The organism is Coleofasciculus sp. E2-BRE-01, assembly GCF_040221695.1.
Taxonomy (GTDB): Bacteria; Cyanobacteriota; Cyanobacteriia; order Cyanobacteriales; family Coleofasciculaceae; genus Coleofasciculus.
The window spans coordinates 17,885-35,254 of the sequence record NZ_JAVKEA010000235.1; the positions used below are offsets into that span (position 1 = coordinate 17,885).

The 17,370-nt window shown below is 46.4% G+C and carries 17 protein-coding genes and 2 pseudogenes; 8 read left to right on the forward strand and 11 right to left on the reverse strand.

Features of this window, described 5'->3' with window-relative positions:
- Window positions 1–5 precede the first annotated feature (5 nt).
- The 3 genes and pseudogenes from RIG66_RS32240 to hppD all read left to right on the forward strand — a co-directional run bounded on the left by RIG66_RS32240 (window position 6) and on the right by hppD (window position 2,764).
- Window positions 6–722 (forward strand): SDR family oxidoreductase, encoded by a 717-nt coding sequence (locus RIG66_RS32240; RefSeq protein ID WP_446383956.1) that lies wholly within the window; start codon window positions 6–8, stop codon window positions 720–722.
- Window positions 723–958: 236 nt separating this feature from the next.
- Window positions 959–1,528 (forward strand): annotated as a pseudogene (locus RIG66_RS32245) (RNA-guided endonuclease InsQ/TnpB family protein); the annotation flags it as partial.
- A 99-nt stretch (window positions 1,529–1,627) separates the two neighbouring features.
- The gene (gene hppD / locus RIG66_RS32250; RefSeq protein WP_446383958.1) at window positions 1,628–2,764 is read left to right on the forward strand and encodes a 4-hydroxyphenylpyruvate dioxygenase; all 1,137 of its coding nucleotides are present in this window, start codon (window positions 1,628–1,630) and stop codon (window positions 2,762–2,764) included.
- A gap of 339 nt (window positions 2,765–3,103) precedes the next feature.
- Here hppD and RIG66_RS32255 read toward each other — a convergent pair whose 3' ends face one another.
- On the reverse strand, window positions 3,104–3,730 hold the full coding sequence (locus RIG66_RS32255) for a CPP1-like family protein (protein WP_446383960.1): 627 nt from the start codon (window positions 3,728–3,730) through the stop codon (window positions 3,104–3,106).
- A 182-nt stretch (window positions 3,731–3,912) separates the two neighbouring features.
- On the opposite strand from RIG66_RS32255, the gene RIG66_RS32260 reads away from it, so the two are divergent.
- Window positions 3,913–4,056, forward strand: coding sequence for a hypothetical protein (locus RIG66_RS32260; RefSeq protein ID WP_446383962.1), 144 nt, complete (start codon window positions 3,913–3,915; stop codon window positions 4,054–4,056).
- 159 nt (window positions 4,057–4,215) lie between these two features.
- Window positions 4,216–4,944 (forward strand): response regulator transcription factor, encoded by a 729-nt coding sequence (locus RIG66_RS32265; protein WP_446383964.1) that lies wholly within the window; start codon window positions 4,216–4,218, stop codon window positions 4,942–4,944.
- Between the two features lie 306 nt (window positions 4,945–5,250).
- On the opposite strand, the gene RIG66_RS32270 is transcribed toward RIG66_RS32265, so the two are convergent.
- Both RIG66_RS32270 and psbH read right to left on the reverse strand, forming a co-directional pair.
- Window positions 5,251–5,541 (reverse strand): TatA/E family twin arginine-targeting protein translocase, encoded by a 291-nt coding sequence (locus RIG66_RS32270; protein ID WP_446383966.1) that lies wholly within the window; start codon window positions 5,539–5,541, stop codon window positions 5,251–5,253.
- A 192-nt stretch (window positions 5,542–5,733) separates the two neighbouring features.
- Window positions 5,734–5,937, reverse strand: coding sequence for a photosystem II reaction center phosphoprotein PsbH (gene psbH / locus RIG66_RS32275; protein WP_193877901.1), 204 nt, complete (start codon window positions 5,935–5,937; stop codon window positions 5,734–5,736).
- An 85-nt stretch (window positions 5,938–6,022) separates the two neighbouring features.
- Here psbH and psbN point away from each other — a divergent pair, with 85 nt between their 5' ends.
- The 3 genes from psbN (at window position 6,023) to RIG66_RS32290 (ending at window position 7,386) form a co-directional block, all read left to right on the forward strand.
- The gene (psbN, locus tag RIG66_RS32280; protein WP_006099531.1) at window positions 6,023–6,154 is read left to right on the forward strand and encodes a photosystem II reaction center protein PsbN; all 132 of its coding nucleotides are present in this window, start codon (window positions 6,023–6,025) and stop codon (window positions 6,152–6,154) included.
- Between the two features lie 142 nt (window positions 6,155–6,296).
- Window positions 6,297–6,527: a DNA-directed RNA polymerase subunit omega gene (locus tag RIG66_RS32285; protein WP_006099459.1), complete on the forward strand. Its 231-nt coding sequence runs from the start codon at window positions 6,297–6,299 to the stop codon at window positions 6,525–6,527.
- A gap of 226 nt (window positions 6,528–6,753) precedes the next feature.
- Window positions 6,754–7,386, forward strand: coding sequence for a hypothetical protein (locus RIG66_RS32290; protein ID WP_446383969.1), 633 nt, complete (start codon window positions 6,754–6,756; stop codon window positions 7,384–7,386).
- Here RIG66_RS32290 and RIG66_RS32295 read toward each other — a convergent pair.
- The 8 genes and pseudogenes from RIG66_RS32295 to purH form a co-directional block, all read right to left on the reverse strand.
- The gene (locus RIG66_RS32295; RefSeq protein WP_446383971.1) at window positions 7,376–7,969 is read right to left on the reverse strand and encodes a Uma2 family endonuclease; all 594 of its coding nucleotides are present in this window, start codon (window positions 7,967–7,969) and stop codon (window positions 7,376–7,378) included. The two genes, RIG66_RS32290 and RIG66_RS32295, sit on opposite strands and share 11 nt — an antisense overlap.
- Window positions 7,970–8,108: 139 nt before the next feature.
- Window positions 8,109–9,716, reverse strand: a complete 1,608-nt coding sequence (locus RIG66_RS32300; protein WP_446383985.1) for a P-loop NTPase fold protein — start codon at window positions 9,714–9,716, stop codon at window positions 8,109–8,111.
- Between the two features lie 51 nt (window positions 9,717–9,767).
- Window positions 9,768–10,895, reverse strand: a pseudogene (locus RIG66_RS32305) (tetratricopeptide repeat protein); the annotation flags it as partial.
- Between the two features lie 76 nt (window positions 10,896–10,971).
- Complete coding sequence (locus tag RIG66_RS32310; RefSeq protein ID WP_446383973.1) at window positions 10,972–12,267, reverse strand: CHAT domain-containing protein; 1,296 nt, start codon at window positions 12,265–12,267, stop codon at window positions 10,972–10,974.
- A 64-nt stretch (window positions 12,268–12,331) separates the two neighbouring features.
- Window positions 12,332–14,017: a hypothetical protein gene (locus RIG66_RS32315; RefSeq protein ID WP_446383975.1), complete on the reverse strand. Its 1,686-nt coding sequence runs from the start codon at window positions 14,015–14,017 to the stop codon at window positions 12,332–12,334.
- A complete protein-coding gene (locus RIG66_RS32320) occupies window positions 14,010–14,996 on the reverse strand; it encodes an AAA family ATPase (protein ID WP_446383977.1) in 987 nt (328 codons plus the stop codon). Before RIG66_RS32320 ends, RIG66_RS32315 begins: the two co-directional genes overlap by 8 nt.
- The gene (locus RIG66_RS32325) at window positions 14,960–15,334 is read right to left on the reverse strand and encodes a CU044_2847 family protein (protein ID WP_446383979.1); all 375 of its coding nucleotides are present in this window, start codon (window positions 15,332–15,334) and stop codon (window positions 14,960–14,962) included. The genes RIG66_RS32320 and RIG66_RS32325 overlap by 37 nt, the downstream gene beginning before the upstream one ends.
- Window positions 15,335–15,614: 280 nt before the next feature.
- Complete coding sequence (gene purH, locus RIG66_RS32330) at window positions 15,615–17,177, reverse strand: bifunctional phosphoribosylaminoimidazolecarboxamide formyltransferase/IMP cyclohydrolase (protein ID WP_446383981.1); 1,563 nt, start codon at window positions 17,175–17,177, stop codon at window positions 15,615–15,617.
- Window positions 17,178–17,370 lie beyond the last annotated feature (193 nt).

Consider the following 17,370-nt stretch of genomic DNA (forward strand, 5'->3'; position numbering starts at 1 on the left):
ATTATATGCCAGATAAAGTTATAGTGGTCGTCGGTGCCACAGGAGGAATTGGATCAGCCGTAACCCACCAATTAGCCCAAGAGGGAGCCAAATTAGTCCTCGCCGCCCGACAGAGCGATCGCCTAGCCACTTTGACCTCCCAACTCCCCATGGCTAACCTAGAGCAAGTCTTAAATGTACCCACAGATATCACCGATCCAGCCCAAGTGGAAACGCTGATGCAGAAGGCGGTTGACAAGTTTGGTCAAATTGACGTACTCATCAATGCGGCAGGGGCGGGAGTTCTTAAACAGTACAACAAAATTACATCAGCTGACTTAGACGCCATGCTGGACTTAAATCTCAAAGGTAGCTTCTATACCTGTCAAGCCGCCGCTGACGTGATGAAGGGTCAAAAATCCGGTCACATTTGTAACATCATCGGCATCTTAGGCAAACATTCTATGGCAATGGCGTCGGCGTACTGCGCCTCGAAGTTCGGCGTTGTCGGATTTAGCAAATGTATGGCAGATGAATTAAAGCGCTTTGGGATTAAGTTTACCCTCTTTTACTTTGGTGGTGTGGATTCACCCTTCTGGGATAATGTCAGCTTAAAAGTGGATCGCCAAAAGATGCTCACTCCAGAGACAGCCGCTAATGCCATTCTGTTTGCCCTGAGCGCTGATCCTCAAGCCGTACCAATGGAAATCAACATCCAGCCGGAAAGCCATCTCTTTTTCTAATCACTAATTCTTGTCTTTTCCAAGGTTTCCATGGGCAGGTTTATTGAGGTGAGTTGGTTCCAGCAGGGGGAGCAGGGGAAGAGGATTACCAATGAACCATGAACCATGAACCATGAACAATCAACAAATGACCGAAAACAATGGGTTCAGGCTCCTCGTCCTTCGACACGCTCAGGAACACCTTCCAGGGGGACTTTTATGTGCGACAATATTGATTTAGGGTTTTTCCACGTCAAATGCTGGTTTTTGAGTTCAAGGCTAAAGGAAAAACAACTCAATATTCAGCGATCGATGAAGCGATAAGAACAGCTCAGTTTGTTCGCAATAAGTGCATCCGTTACTGGATGGACAACAAAAATGTTGGGCAAAAAGACTTGTATCGTTACAACACATCGCTAAGAGCTGAGTTTCTTTTTGTCAAAGACTTAAATTCCCATGCTTGCCAAACGGCTGTAGAACGAGCCTATTCGTCAATCGCTCGATTCTACAGTAATTGCAAAAAAGCTATTCCGGGAAAGAAAGGTTATCCAAAATTCAAGAAAAACTGTCGTTCGGTTGAATATAAGACTAGCGGCTGGAAACTTTCCGAAACTCGGAAGCAAATAAACTTCACAGACAAAAAGGGAATTGGTCAACTCAAGCTCAAAGGGACGTGGGATTTAAACTTCTATCAACTTGATCGGATAAAACGGGTGCGGTTGGTTCGTCGCGTTGATGGCTACTACGTACAATTTTTGGTTAATCCTGAGCGAAGTCGAAGGGTCAATCTGAACGCTTCGGGAGACCCGACTTCTACTTTGATTGGAGAAATCCTGTCAAGGCAAGCCGGATCGGTGAACGAAGAATCTCCGTCCTTGTAGGGTGGAGAGTGTCAAAACCAAGTAAGCTGCCGGATCGGATAAGCGATGAGAATCGATCACATTCACTTTTATGTTAAAGATGCGCTAACCTGCCGCGATTGGTTTGTTCAGCAGATGGGTTTTGCATTTGTGGCATCGGGGGCAAGTTGTCACACACACACTACGGTGGTTAAGAGTGGTGCTATTTATTTTGTCCTGTCGTCTGCGATCGCGCCTAATAGTCCCGTTGCCCAGTTTCTGCGCCAGCATCCTCCAGGTGTTGCTGATATTGCCTTTAAGGTTGCCGATCTGGAATGGAGCCTGGAAAAGCTGCTCCAACGCGGCGCTAAGGTCTTACAACCTCTTCAAACCCAAGTTTATGAGAATGGATGCATAAAGTGGGGTAAAGTCGCTGCATGGGGCGATATGACTCATACTTTGGTCGAACGCCATAGCTTTAATCCCATCCTCTGCTTTCCGGTACAGGTAGACTGGCTGAGTGAAGGGTCAACATTCACCCCTCAGACGCACCATGGCGCGTCTCTACATTCAACACTTCCCCAATCCCCAACTGAAGCGTTTACCCATATCGATCACATTGTCCTGAATGTGGCGGCTGGGGATTTGGCGAAAGCGGTTCAGTGGTATCAGCAGGTGTTGGATTTCCAACCGCAACAGGTGTTTACCATCCAGACTGAGAAATCTGGCTTATCCTCTCAGGTTATGGTGCATCCAGTAACCGGGACACAATTGCCCATTAATGAACCGACATCGGCGAATTCTCAAATTCAGGAATTTCTGGATGTGAACGGAGGAGCCGGAGTCCAGCATATTGCTATAGCTACGAGAAATATTGTGGGTACGATCGCGCAACGGCGTCGTCAGGGTATGTCCTTCATCAACGTTCCCCCCAGTTATTACAGTCAACTGCGCGATCGCTATCCGGGTTATAATTTCTCGACGGCGCAATGGGATGCGATCGCGCAGCAGCAAATTTTAGTGGATTGGCAAGCTCAATCCCCGCAAGCGTTGCTACTGCAAACCTTTACCCAACCCATTTTTGCCGAACCCACCTTCTTCTTTGAGTTCATCGAACGGCGATGGGGAGCAAAAGGGTTTGGTGAGGGGAATTTCCGCGCTTTGTTTGAGGCGATCGAGCGGGAGCAGATGAAACGCGGTTGTTTGCCGATGGAAAAGAGTTGATCAGTATTTTTTAGGGCAAAGAGGGAACAGGGAACAGGGAACAGAGAACAGGGAACAGGGAACAGAGAACAGGGAACAGGGAACAGAGAACAGGGAACAGGGAACAGAGAAGGTAGGTAGCTACAGGAAAAAAAGCTGAACACCTCTATCCATTGTTACCCAAAATTATGTCCTCGAACCATTTCCTCTTTCCGAAGTGAAGAAGCAATTGCTCTCAACGCTGAATCAAAAGATTACAGCGTGAGCCTCCTTGCGGAAAAAAGGTGAAGGAGAAGTGAAGGATGGGCAGAGATTCATCCCGATGGAATTTACCCTCTTGGCTTCTCCTCTTCCCCCCTTTCATCGCAGGAAGCTGCTAATCAGCCAGAACAAGACAAAGGTTACCAATGAGGCAAATTTCTCAACGGTCAAACCCATGTCCATAAGCAGTGACTCTAATGCTCCTCCCAGAACGGTTCCCAACGCTACACCTAGCAGTAAACCAACCAGGGTCAGCAATACAGCCCGACCAAATTGTTGTTCTTTGCGATTGAGGAAATAAATCGTACCGCCAAACCCCAAGGCGACAGTAAAGGTAAGAATTGACGCTTCTGGATAAAACAGAGTCAGACCAATCAAGACCAAGAACACAACCGTGGGGGCAACTAGATCACTCCTCGTCGGGGTATCTAATAGTCCTTGCAACCAAGCCGGAGAGGAATTGGCTGAGGGAGAGCTAAAACCCAACGGGGTTTGTGGCACTTTTTCCCGTTCTGGAAAACGAATGCGTTCTGGAACCTTGATTTTTCCTTCTTGGCGCATTCTGAGGCGATCCATAATAATCGCATCATAAGCCGCCTCTACTGACTCGACAAGCTTAGGTTCGCCGCGATGCTGCTGCATCAAGCGTCCTTTAGCATCCTGAATTTCATCAAAGGAAGCGTCTTCTGTAACCCCAAGTTTTTCGTAGGGATTTTGATCGCTCATTCAAAACCTCCTAGACATCCCTTTTTTCACTGGTATATGTAAGACTCTACACTGGTTATTATGATAGACATCGATTTTCTAAACCCTGCTGCACCCAACGGGTAACAGCCTAGTTTATGTACCGAGTGTCATGCTAACTCCCTTGCCAGCTAGTGTAGCCTGTTCTTTGCCAACAAGTCCTCTTGGCAGAAAAATTCGTTGAGGCAAGCCCCAGTGATGCCAGATCTGCCAAAAGCGGTTATGCTATTGGGCGGCTGCCCTATTTTCCCACTTGGGTAATGATGCCAGATGCTATTGGCATCCCGGAGTTCTCTGGCGATAATTGATTTAAATGCTGATTACGCCATTGATGTCACAAAAATCTATACCCTGATTCCTGATCCAGCTACGCTATAAGAGTATTGACTAAAATGCTCAATACATCCTAGTGGTGAATAGGTGTGCATCTTGTATCAATCCCTGAAATTAGTTCTCCGTGGAAATTTATGACCATGGTCTCCGCCAAAATTCTTGTCGTGGACGACGATCCGGCAATCCGCAATTTAATAATTCGCTTTTTGAGCACAAAGAACTATCAAATGGAGTCGGCGCAGGATGGTAAGACGGCTCTAGCCACATTTAAGCAATTCAACCCAGACTTAGTAATTCTGGATGTGAATTTGCCAGATGCCCTTGGCTACAACCTTTGCCGGGAAATGCAAAGCATCAATGATGTTTTTGTCCTCTTCCTCACGTCTCGAGATCAACCCGATGACAAAAATCAAGGGTTCAAACAGGGTGGTGATGATTATCTCACCAAGCCCTTCGATTTAATGGAACTCGAAAACCGAGTTGGGGCGATTTTGAGACGTAAGCGAGAAATTACGCCGTCTGACCAGCAACGTCTCGTTTACAATCACTTGACGATTGATCCCACCCGTCGGGAGGTGACCCTTCACGAGCAACTTGTCCCCTTGACCGCTCTAGAGTTCGATTTGTTACATTTCTTAGCATCTCACCCGGGTCAAGTCCTGCGCCGTTCTGAATTGATTCAGGAAGTTTGGGAATACGACTATGTTGGAGACCAACGAGTTGTTGACGTTCATATTGGACAAATTCGCAAAAAGATCGAAATCGATGCGAGTGACCCGAAGTTAATCCAAACGATTCGGGGGGTTGGCTACAAGTTTGAAGCACCCAACACTGAGCAACATAATGGGCAACGGTCTTTATGAACAACTGACACCAAGCTTATGTGATGGTGTCAGCTTTTTAGTTCATCAAGAATTTATTATAGACTGCCTACGGTTAAGTCTTGCATCTTGTCTATCATCAACCGCCCGGATTCCCCAGACCGATAGAATTTTGAGTCCTCCCTTACCAATCTGATGTTGGTTACTTTTTCATTCTTAGTGAGTGCCACCGTTAGGACATCAATGTCCTGACGTTTTGCTTTAAACACTGAAAAATGAGAACAGCTAGGGAAACATCAGTTAGTATCTACCAATTCTTTGTCTTCAAGTTCGCTGAAAAAATAGTTTTTAGCTAGCTTGAGACGGAGTAGCGGCATGATTATTGCTATCTGTTGAATCAGCTTCAGAAGTATCTTGCTGCTGAGTTTCAGACAGTGCAGGAGGTGTTTTCGCCGCTTGTTCTAACTGTTGAGCCTCACGCTTAAATTCCGTTTCAAATTCTCTCGAGGCATCTTGAAAACCGCGAATGGCTTTCCCTAGACTCTGACCAATCTCTGGTAACTTTTTCGGTCCAAATACTAATAGCGCCACGATTAAAATCAGCGCCATTTCCGGTAAACCAATACCAAAAACGTTCATTTCATAACCTCCTGATGTACCAATAGCTGTTTCTATTGTGTATCAAATGCTAGAGTCTAACTTTTCATTGATAATTGTCTCCCCACTGACAAGCAGACAGGGAGAGGATATTCATGGTTCATACCTGATTAAAGAAAAGTTTATGGCTATGAACCATGAACTATGAACCATGAACGCTCAAAACCTAGAGACCTATTGACCTAGGCTTCTCCAATCCACATTGATGTTCTCCAGCAACAGCGAGGAGTTGTATAGCTGCAAGATAATTAGCAAGAAAACGAAGAATAAGAGCATGAACACTGCCATTAAGGGCGTTGTTCCCCAACCGGGAGCTACTTTACCATATTCAGAGTTCAGGGGTTTGAGAATATCTCCTAACCGCGTCTGTTGTGCCATGGGTCACCTATGATTAATTTCGATCACGTTTTGTAATGTTCTGTAATATTATAGAGGAAGAAGACTCATTTATATAATATCCACAATGGAACCTGCAATAGTTCTTAGCATTTCAGTCGCTGTGATTCTAATCGCCGTCACTGGCTTTTCTATCTACACAGCGTTTGGTCCGCCTTCGGCTGAATTGAGTGATCCATTTGAAGACCATGAGGACTAAGCTCTGACTTTCCGGTCTGAAGAGAGGGGAGTTATTTCTGAGCTTCGCTTTATTTCTGAGCTTTGCTCCACGGCGCTAACACAAGGAGTTATTGGTCAAAAATGCTAGACTAATAACTTGCTACTTTAGGAACTTAAAATCTATGCTGCATCGGCGTTACCAGTTTGATTCGAGTCAAATTATGCACCGAGCTGAGGAGCTAGTTACTGCTGCTTCTAACCGCTATCGGATTACGGTGCAAGTGGCAAATCGGGCAAAGCGCCGTCGCTATGAAGATTTTGAAAATCTGGATGATCCAATGATGAAGCCAGTTCTGCGGGCAATCATTGAGATGTCTGATGAATTGACTCAACCGGAAATTATTGGGGATTAAAGGCGGGCGCTAGGGGAGCGGGCATAAAAATACTTGAGCAGCTTCGTAGATACGATGAAGCAGGGGGAGCAGAGCGAGCAGGGGAAGCGGGGGGAGATATTAGCTGTTCAGTTATTTCTGCCTTCTTGCACTAGGGGAGCTGAGGGAGCTGGGGAAGAGGAAAATAGGTAATCTTCTACCAAAGAGGGAGTAATCTTATGGCGACAGCTATATCATCCTATTCACTATGATCCAACTGAAACGGAAGGGTAAGGCGACGCGCTTAGTTGTGCTGTTCACCCTTGCCATTCTGACGAGTATCGGCTTGTGCTGGAGCAAAGCGGGGATTAGGACTATCCCCGTTTTGTCAATTATAAGTTCCCAACCCGCCAGCGCCCAATTAATGCGATCGCAGGATACTTGGCGTCAAGTTTATGAACAGTTGCCCGATTTTCCCAAAGAAAACCAGTATGTCACCAATGAAACGGGCGAAGTCAATTTAGAGAGTACATTGGTAAGTCGTCTGATTCGTTATCACCTGTATGAGAAAAGACGTCTTCCTAATTATCGGTTTGATTGGAAGTTGACACTGGCTGACTATCTTGGGGCGAATGAGTATATCAATGAATCTGACTATCCTGGTAGTAACACATTAACGGAAAATCCGATGGCAGGCGATCGCGCGGTGATAGAAAAGCTGACTCGCCAGCAGCGAGAGGATTTGATTGAGGTTTTGGTTAGCATTTATAATCCCAATCGCCCCGATCCCCAAATGTCAACACCCAGCCCGCAACCGTCGCCGCCTTCTACTCCGACTCGCCCATCTAACCCAGGATTACCTCAACCTGGGGATGCTGATTTACTGAACATCAATTTTTGACATTACCGTTTAGCACCTGTTGAGCCGTTAGCGCCAGGTTGGGGAATAGAGGAGAGGGAATGCGATCGCTCCCTCTATATTCTGTCGGATCGTACCATCCTTCGACTAAGGTGAGGCGGGTGACTTTAGCCTCTAGGGGGTCAACAATCCAGTATTCAGGGATATCCAGAACACTGTATTCTGAGCGTTTAGCGCGATAGTCGGTGCGTTTGGTCGATTCGCTGACTACTTCAACTACAAGCAAAGGTGGGGGTTCGTTTAATTCAATAATCGCTTCCCGATGTTGTAACTCGCGCCACTGTTCTAGGGGAATTACCACCACATCGGGGATGCGAACGGTGTCCCAACGCCCTGAACGAGGGGAACGGATACCCACGATTCCAGCTAGGGCTATCCATGGCTGTCCCATTTCAGAGGCTTGGCTATCAAAAGTATGCTCTAAGAATTTCAGGATTGCACCATGTTTGCCAGTACCCAGGCTCATTGGGACTAATTCTCCGTTAACCAGTTCGTAGCGAGTATCGCTGCCATTATCATACTGGAGATAGTCTTCGAGAGTCAGGCGATTGGTCGTCGTCGTCATGGCAGGTTCGGGGGTTGCGGGATAGTTCTAGTGTATTGGGTTATTGCTCAAATCTTCACGACTGATGAGTTCGTTACCCTAATTATGACTCTCATAAACACCAGATCCGTTCTTACAACAATATTGAGATTGAGTAGGTTCATAGCTGAAATTCTTCCGCTTCTGCCAAAATCGGATTAATATCAAACCAAGACCCCTGAGAATCTCGATATTCAAAGACGAACATATCGCGAATTAAAATTTGAAATTTCTCTTCTCCCCGCAAACTTTTCTGCTGCGCTACCTCCCGCAAATATATCCATTCATCCTCGGCAATGGCTAAGGTTAATTGATTCCGCCGTTGTCGAATGATATCTTCAATACAATCTCGCGAAAATGGTGGATCATCTCGCTCAAGACATCGGGCGATTAGCATGAGTAATTGCCGTGTATGTCCGCCACTTATTTGACACAATCGCTTTAAGGTATCTGGATGATCAAAGACTTCTGATAGACAATCCAGGCGCTGAACGGGATTCATATCTGGAAACGCCCTCGCTAATACCATTTGTTGCAGCAGCGCTATCCCTTCTTTACATTCACCGCCTTGGCGTAGTTGCACGGTAACCATGGGTAAAACTTTGGGAACAACGGCAAATCGATTGGTTAATCGCTCCCAAGCGTTGGAAAAAATTAAACATAGGGGAATGGTGTAAACAACGTGACAATTCAGTTGCTTTAACTGTTCGCCTCGGTCTACAAATAAGTACACAGGCTGAGGCTCACCTGTGGGTTTAATTGTGTTCTCCAAGCGGTCAAGATTATCGATGATGACCACTAATCCTTTTTTGCCAATTCGCTTCAGTTTCTCCGTGGCGGGTGTCAAGACTTCCTGATTAATTGCCTTTAAAATCCCATTGGTGCGCGGTTCCAGATATTGGCGTAACTGAGAACGCAGCCGGGGACTGTCTTTCATTTTGGTGGTAATTTTGGCAATTCCACCAGGTAGGGAAAACTTGGCTATGGATAACTCGATGGGTGTTTGTAAGAAATCGCCAATCTCGCGAAACAAGTTGACAAAATAGGCAGGTTGTAGTCTAATTTTAACCGCTTCCAAACTTTCCGCCACCGATCGCGCAATCGCGAGCAGGATATCTGTCACGTCAACGTCTGCCATTTCTAAGAAGTGGCTAGACTCAAAATACACAACATGACACCCCTGTTTCTCTAATCCCAGCTTGAGTTGCTGCAATTCAGTAGACTTGCCACAACCGATATATCCGGTAAATAATTGGCACGTTGGTTTATGGGGAGATAGGCGAGTAATGGTTCTGCCTATCTGCTTAATCGTATTGCCGCCACGCACCGAGGATAAATTGATATAATACTTCTGATCCTGGGGATTGGCAAATTTCAGGGGACTTGGGTTACAAGCTTGGTAAAACTTTGCTAAATCTAGACTTATAATTGTTTTTAGATTATTGTAAACTTCTGCCCACTCACTAGGAAACGTCTCACGAGTGTAAACTTCCAAGGCTGCTTGATAATATGCGATCGCACGTTCTAAATCATCTGCCTTTTCTCCCTCAGTTCTGTCACTGTAGACATTACCCAGATTAGTTTGAACTCCTGCCCACTCGCGAGGAAAAGCCTCACGGGTGTAGACTTGTAGGGCGGTTTGATAATAGGCGATCGCACGTTCTAAATTATCTGTTCTGTCTCCCTGAATTCTGTCAGTGTAGGCATTACCCAAATTATTTTGAGTCATTGCCCAAGCTCTGGGAAATTCTTCAATGGTAAGGACTTGCAAAGCAGCTTGATAGGATGTGATCGCACTTTCTAAATTCTCTGCTCTGTCTCCCTGGATTCGGTCAGTGTAGGCATTACCCAGATTATTTTGAGTCATTGCCCAATTCCTGGGAAACGCCTCACGGGTGTAGACTTCTAACGCCGCTTGATAGGATGTGATCGCAATTTCTAAATTCTCTGCCCTTTCTCCCTGAATTCTGTCACCGTAGGCAGTACCCAGGTTATTTTGAATTGTTGCCCATTGGCTGGGAAACGCTGTACGGGTATAGACTTCCAACGCCGCTTGAAAATGGGCGATCATACGTTCTAAATTATCTGCCTTTTCTCCCCGGAGTCTGTATAAGTAGGCATGACCCAAATTATTTTGAATCATTGCCCAATCCCTAGGAAATGCCTCACGAGTGTAGACTTCTAAGGCAGCTTGATAAGAGGCGATCGCTACTTCGAGATTCTCTGCCCTATCCCCACGAATTCTATTCATATAGGCATTTGCCAGATTATTTTGAGTCCTTGCCCAATCTCTGGGAAACCCTTCAATAGTAAAGACTTGCAGCGATGCTTGAAAATAGGCGATCGCCGTTTCTAGATTATCTGCCTTTTCTCCCTGGATTCTGTATAAGTAGGCATGACCCAAATTATTTTGAATCATTGCCCAATCCCTAGGAAATGCCTCACGAGTGTAGACTTCTAAGGCAGCTTGATAAGAGGCAATTTCATTTTCTAAATTATTTATCCATTTTTCAATATATGTTTTTCTGCTATGATTTTGCAATTCTTCTTTGTCAGATGGAGTTATTTTTTTAACCTTCTCTTTTTGTTTAACACCAATATAATCAACTATATTTTTTCGAGTAACTATAGTAGTAATCTTTATATCATTCAGACATAGAACCTTGAGTGGAAAACCCCAACCATTAACTAGCGTTACCTTAATTTCCCCTTCCATTTCCTCCTGCGTCGCCGTCAGCAAAAACTGAGCCGCACCATAACTTCCTCCAAATCGGTGCAATACTACTGCTGGTTCCCCCACAGGTTTACTACTAAATAAAGGCGAAGTCTCCAACATACAATAAATAGGATATTCCTCATCCTCATAAAGCCACTCACTATTCCCAGACGGTTGCAGGTCAATTGTCATCAAGTAAGTTTTACCCACCTGCGCCTCACGCGGGTAGCTAATCACTGGCTGAATCGATAGGGGTAGTTGTTGAGTATCAGACACAATCCTGTCCTCCGGGAGGGGTAAGTCGGAGTACGGTCATGGGATTCCCGTAGTAGACATACATAAAGGTATAAATGAAGGGTAGCAGGTCTTGGGTAGTTGGTTCATCCGGTAACTTCTGAACCACTCTCAATCTCAATTCTCGCAGCAACGCCGCTACTGATAGATTAGGCGATCGCAAAGATGCTTCAATCAGTTCACGAGCAAACTTAGCCGCATAAGAGTCACCCACAGCACCTAACGTACCAATCACACCTCGCGCCCCTTTTGCTAAAAATAGTTCGACAAAACCCATACGATAAGTATGGGGAATAGACGCATGAGCTTGTTCGCGACCTGAATGACAAGCATTAATAAAGACAATACCGCGAGACTTTTTCACCAGATTAAGCTGACACCTGCGTAATGCCAATAATTTTAACTGTTGCTGTTCATCATAATCTGAACCCAGAGTTATTTCCCTAAGATTCCCTCTAAACGTTCCGTGACAAGAAATATAGACAAAACCACAGCCAACTTGATGCTGCTGTAAATACTGCTGAAAGGTTTTAATCGGATGCTGACTGCTGCGGTAAACCACGGCTTGCAATTGTTCTAAAATATCGAGTTCGGGTCCGACTCCCTTGAGTTCTGTATCCAGAACATAGGCAACAGCATTCCCACAGCATTCATCTGCTTGGAAATTTAACACCACATAATCATCGCCACTGATAATCTGTCGCCAGCGTACTGTAGTCATCAAAGCGCCCAGATATTCATTCGGTGACTCATAGGGCGATAGTTCCAACATTTCCCAAGGGATTTCAAAATCGGTATAGTCAGCAATGACTAGGCATAACTGCTGACCAAACTTATACTTAAGCCGCTTTAACCATTTGCGAATCTCCAGATTGACATGGGAAAAATAGCTCATATCATCCCGAATCTTTTCCGGAAGCTCTTTGTTCTGTACCAATTTTCCCAAGGAAAGATTCGGCGGCTGGTTTGGCGGAGTTTGTGGCAGTCCAGCTACCCCATTACCACCCCACACAGAATATTCATCTTCCCCATTCTGATAGATGTGTAAAATAGCCACCTCTGGCGGTAGCTTCATCGTGATGTAAAGTTTGTTGGGTGGGAAAAGTTTTTCTTCAGTTTGTGTTTCTACATCCTCTGGTAAAGCGGGTGGGGTTGGTGTTGGCGCTGCTGCTTGTGTAGCTTCAAAGGGTAGCTGTTTGGTTCGCCCCAAACTTGTGGGTGAAGTGATTGCCCGTTGGGTGAGTGAACGCTTGAACTTATCAACCATCATTCCACCTCCATTTCCTGCAAAGGTGGAATCGAAACCACGGCGGCTCCCATAACTTGTGCGAGTTCTAAAGGCAAATCCTGATACTGTTTCGGCTGGGGATTGAGCAGAACTCTAAATCTAAACCATGAGCCAGAGGCGTCGCCTTTCCCTTTCCTGCCTCAATTCCGGCACTAATGCGAGGAACTAAGATACTCTGCGCCATTATCTTCTGTGCGCGTAACTCATGGCGGGCATTTCCGGCTCCCACCTGAATCAGGCAAACACTCGCCCGTTCTACATACGCCCAACTCAGGTAGGGTAATAATTCATCCTGCCATTGACAATCCCGCAAACAAGTGTGGTCAAGGAGTAACATGAGCATTTGTTCAGCGACAGGCGCTCGGCGGTAACTATGTAAGTCAGTGGGTGATACGATTAACCCCTGATGACCATTCCCGGTAGACTGGTGGCGAATCCGCTGAAACTTTGCTGCTTCCAGTAATGTCCTCACCAAGGCTAAATCCTGCAACGTCTTTGCCTTCTCCACGCCAATAATCGCCCCATACGCCTTAGCCTTTGGCTGGAAACGACGACTCGGTAATTGGAGTGAAGCGGCTTCCCGTTCAACTGGAGCCTCATCTTCTGGGTAAGGATTGACAGGAGCGGTATTAAAGGGTAAGCGTGTGGGCGGTAAGGGTTCGGCTTCATCCGACTCATACACCGATTCCCTCACTGTTGCAGGTTCAGACGGGTTTGAATCCAAGGGTGTTGTGGTCGATTTGTCTTCCCCAGTTTCAGGCTGATCAAATTGTGGTGTGACAGGTTCAGCACTTTCCGTTGATACGTCTTCAGTCTGTTGAGGAATCGGTTTTAACCCCATCAGGTGAGCCGCCGCATCAACATCTTTTGCCCTCATTTCGGCTACACCCTCTAACCGCGCATTCGCCAGAGCGAGTCGCCCTAAAGCAATCTCCCGACGCGGACTATACGTTTCCAGGATTGACGTGTAATCGAGTATCCGGGCGGTGGCTTCGGCTGTAATCGTGGGACGCAGGTGGAGCGCGTTTTGCAGAGGTTGGCGCAGCCGCTTCAAGCTAAAATCCGGCTCCCCTCTCCACCCCTCTCGTTCTCCCCTAACAGGGGAGAGGAGTAAGGAAGAGTTTTTATTGGTGGAGGGGCTGGGGGAGAGGTCAATCCATTCCAGAATCTCTGCTACTCTATCCCTCGTCTTTTCCACCTGTCCACTCAACCGCAGGGCAAAACGGTCTAGCAAATGAGGCGAAACCATGCCCACTTGATCACTAGCACACCCTGCCAACCAACAGAGATTCGGTTGCCAAAATTCCTGCTGTCCGTGACGTTCCAGATGTGCCACATCTGCCCCCATCAGCGTTACACAAGCCCGTGCGCTTGCTAAACTCAACTTGGTCAAGTCCGGAATAATCACCAACCGCAGTTCTGACTGATTCTGTCCGGCGGTTAATAAACCCGGTTTCCAATCAAAAGACTGTTCCCCCGAATTCCCCGATAATCCCAAACGTCCCCACAAATCATCCTCCGCTTCCCACGTCGCCAACGTCACCGAGATAACCGGATGTCCCGTGACAATCGCCACCATCTGAGTCAGGATTTCAGCCGTCAGCCGTAAGACTTCAGGAGTCGTATCAAACAGCAGAATACTCCGCAGCCCTGGACTAATCGCCGCACAAGCGAGCGATCGCGTGAAGGAATCCGTTAACGTAAGTTGATAAGATGGGGCAGAATCAGTCACCGCTCAAAATCTCTTGCACAAGCTGATTATCTGGTTCACGCCACGGCATTTGGTTACTTTGGAGAACTTCCGGACGACGATGTTGGAGTGCCAGCCGTGCCACTGTTGCTACATGATTATTGGTCACCTGTTTTTCACCCTTTAACGCCGCATAAGCACGAGCCGCCAATGCAATCATATAGTCCCCCCGATTCCCTTCTGCCCGAAAACCCGCCGCTAACCGCACACAGTTTTTAGCAACATCCACGGGAACTTCCACCTGATAAAAATTATGCCGTGCTTTCTCCAGTAACTCCCGGTGTTCTTGGTCTTTTTCCAGAGCATCATTAATATAGGTGGAGGATTCACCCGCTTTAATCTGAGATACCGCCTGATCAAATTCCAAAACAGTCTGCAAAATCTCAGTCCGTTTCGCTTCCTCTGTTTCAGCCGTGACACTAACCATCAACCCAAAACGGTCAATTAATTGGGGGCGCAATCCTCCTTCTTCGGGGTTCATCGTGCCCACTAAGGTAAACGAAACCGGCTTTTGCTCACTTTGCCCTTCTCGCTGCACCACCAGCACCCCAGTTGAGGTTACATCCAGAATAATATTGACGATATGATCATCGAGCAAATTGACCTCATCAATATAAAGTAGTCCCCCATTCGCTTCTTCCAACAATCCAGCCTGGGGAACAGGCTTACTCTTCATCAACTCATCAATTTTCCAACCGCCCACCACTCGGTCTTCTGTGGCATTAATTGGTAAAGTAACCGGGAGACAGCCATACATCATTTGAGCAAACGCCCGGACTGCGGTAGATTTTCCCGTGCCGCGATGTCCACTCAGTAACACCCCACCAATCCGAGGGGCAATATACGCCAGTTCCAGCGCCAATTTAATCTGATGCTGACCGACAATCAGCGTGTAGGGCAATATCTGAATGGCTGATTTCTCAATCACGACGGTTTTTGGGGCGTTTCCTTCAATGTCCATTTCATTGTCACCTGCATCTGGGCTTCTCCGCCAAATTTCGTCAGTACCGCCCCCACTTCAGAATTCAATTTTATCGCCAGTTGTACTTCAAATTCATTGGGTTTGACCGCATCGCGCATTTGGTTGACACTGCGAACGACCTGTAAAGCGCATTTACGAGATAAAGCCAGACCATCTCCAAAAACGTTGTCTACAGCCTTTAGAGACTTTCTAGCAAGGCTTTCTCGTGTATCCTGATAGGGACTTTTATCGTCAAGAGTGTCAGGGACTTCATCAACTTCTATGTAGATGTCAACTTGCTCCCCATCAACCTCACTCGTGCTTTTGATAATCGGCATGGTTATTATTTATTAGATTATAATCTCTTATATTTTGTAGCAAATTCCTGTTGTTTTTAGCAATTTTATGCCTAAATTTAAGGAATTAGATCGCCTTTTTTGTGTGAGACAATTAGAAAACGGTGCGTTACGCTTTGCTAACGCACCCTACCGTGACACAACTAAAATGGTGGAAAGAATATTTTAAATCGGGCGCAAGCCTTGCGCCCCTACCGTTTCTTTTGCGTAATTTTAATCCATCCAATTAGGTGTGCCAAGTCATGACATCCTTTTTTGTTGGTTAATGCAAAAAGTGACGCATACCTGTAAGTACCATCACCAACCCTAATTCATTCGCCGCTTGAATCGAATCCTTATCCCGTAAACTTCCGCCCGGTTGTACGATCGCTTCTATACCAGCATCAGCCGCCGTCCGTACTGAGTCATCAAAGGGGAAAAATCCATCACTGGCGAGAATACCCCCTTTCGCTTTTTCCCCAGCTTGTTCTAAGGCAATTTTCACCGCACCCACGCGATTCATTTGACCCGCACCAATTCCCAACGTGGTGCGATCGCCTGTGACGACAATGGCATTAGATTTAACGTGTTTACACACCTTCCAGGCAAATAATAATTCCTCTAATTGATCAGGTGTCGGTTGCTTTTCAGTCGCAACTTGCCAGTTGTCGGGGCTATCTACCGCATCATCTGAGGCTTGTACCAGCAACCCGCCAGCAATAACCTTTACAGTTTGCTTGGGACCTTTTTGCAACTCAGGTAGCAGTAAAACTCTTAACTTCGATTTTTTCGCCAGAATCTCTTTGGCGTCGGGTTCGCACTCCGGTGCGACGACACATTCCAAGAAGGTTTGGGTTAACGCCCCGGCTGTAGACATATCAATCGGATGGTTCAAGGCGACAATACCGCCAAAGGCAGAAACTGGATCAGCATGTAAGGCTTTTTCGTAAGCTTCAAACAGCGTACCTCCCAACGCCACACCACAGGGATTGGTATGCTTAAGTACAGCAGCGGCGGGTAAATCCGTAAATTCAGTAATAATCCGCCGTGCGGCTTCTAAATCCACCAGGTTATTGTAACTGAGTTCTTTTCCTTGTACTTTAGTTGCAGCCGTCCAGCCTGTGGGAGTGGTTCCAGTTTGATACCAGGTTGCTGATTGATGAGGATTTTCCCCATAACGTAGGGATTGCAGTTGCTTTCCAGCGAGGACAAAATCCTGGGGAAGGGATGGGGCTTCCTGGGCTGCGTCGAGGGGTTCCTGGGTTTTGCCTAGGTAGGACGCGATCGCGCGATCGTAATCACCTGTATGAGAAAATGCTTCTATTGCACAAGATTGGCGGAATTCTAGAGACGGGTGATGCTCATGCTGGCGTAATTGTTCTAGATAGGTGTCATACTGACTGGGGTTACACAAAACGGTTAGATGGGCATAATTCTTCGCTGACGCCCGTAGCATGGCAGGTCCACCAATATCGATATTCTCGATCGCCTCTGATAACGTTACATCTGGTTTCGCGATCGTCTCCTCAAAGGGATACAAGTTCACCACCACCAAATCAATGGGTAGAATCTGATGGGCTACCATTTGTTCCACATCCTCCGCCACATCGCGCCGTCCCAGAATACCACCATGAATCCGGGGATGCAGGGTTTTCACTCTACCCCCTAAAATTTCAGGAAATTCTGTATAATCAGATACTTTAGTTACAGGCAAGTCCGCCGCTTGCAGGGCTTTGGCGGTTCCCCCACTACTCATTAAGGCAAAGTCAAATTCTGTAACTAACTGACGGGCAAACTCAACCAGTCCAGTTTTATCCGATACACTCAGCAGGGCTAAACGTGCCATAACTCTTCTCAATCACAATCTTCTTTAGGATATCTGGGATTTGAGATGTTTCGTCATTGGTCATTGGTCATTGGTCATTGGTCATTGGTCATTGGTCATTGGTCATTGGTCATTGGTCATTGGTCATTTGTCATTGGTCATTGGTCATTGGTCATTTGTCATTGGTCATTTGTCATTGGTCAGGGAATAGGGA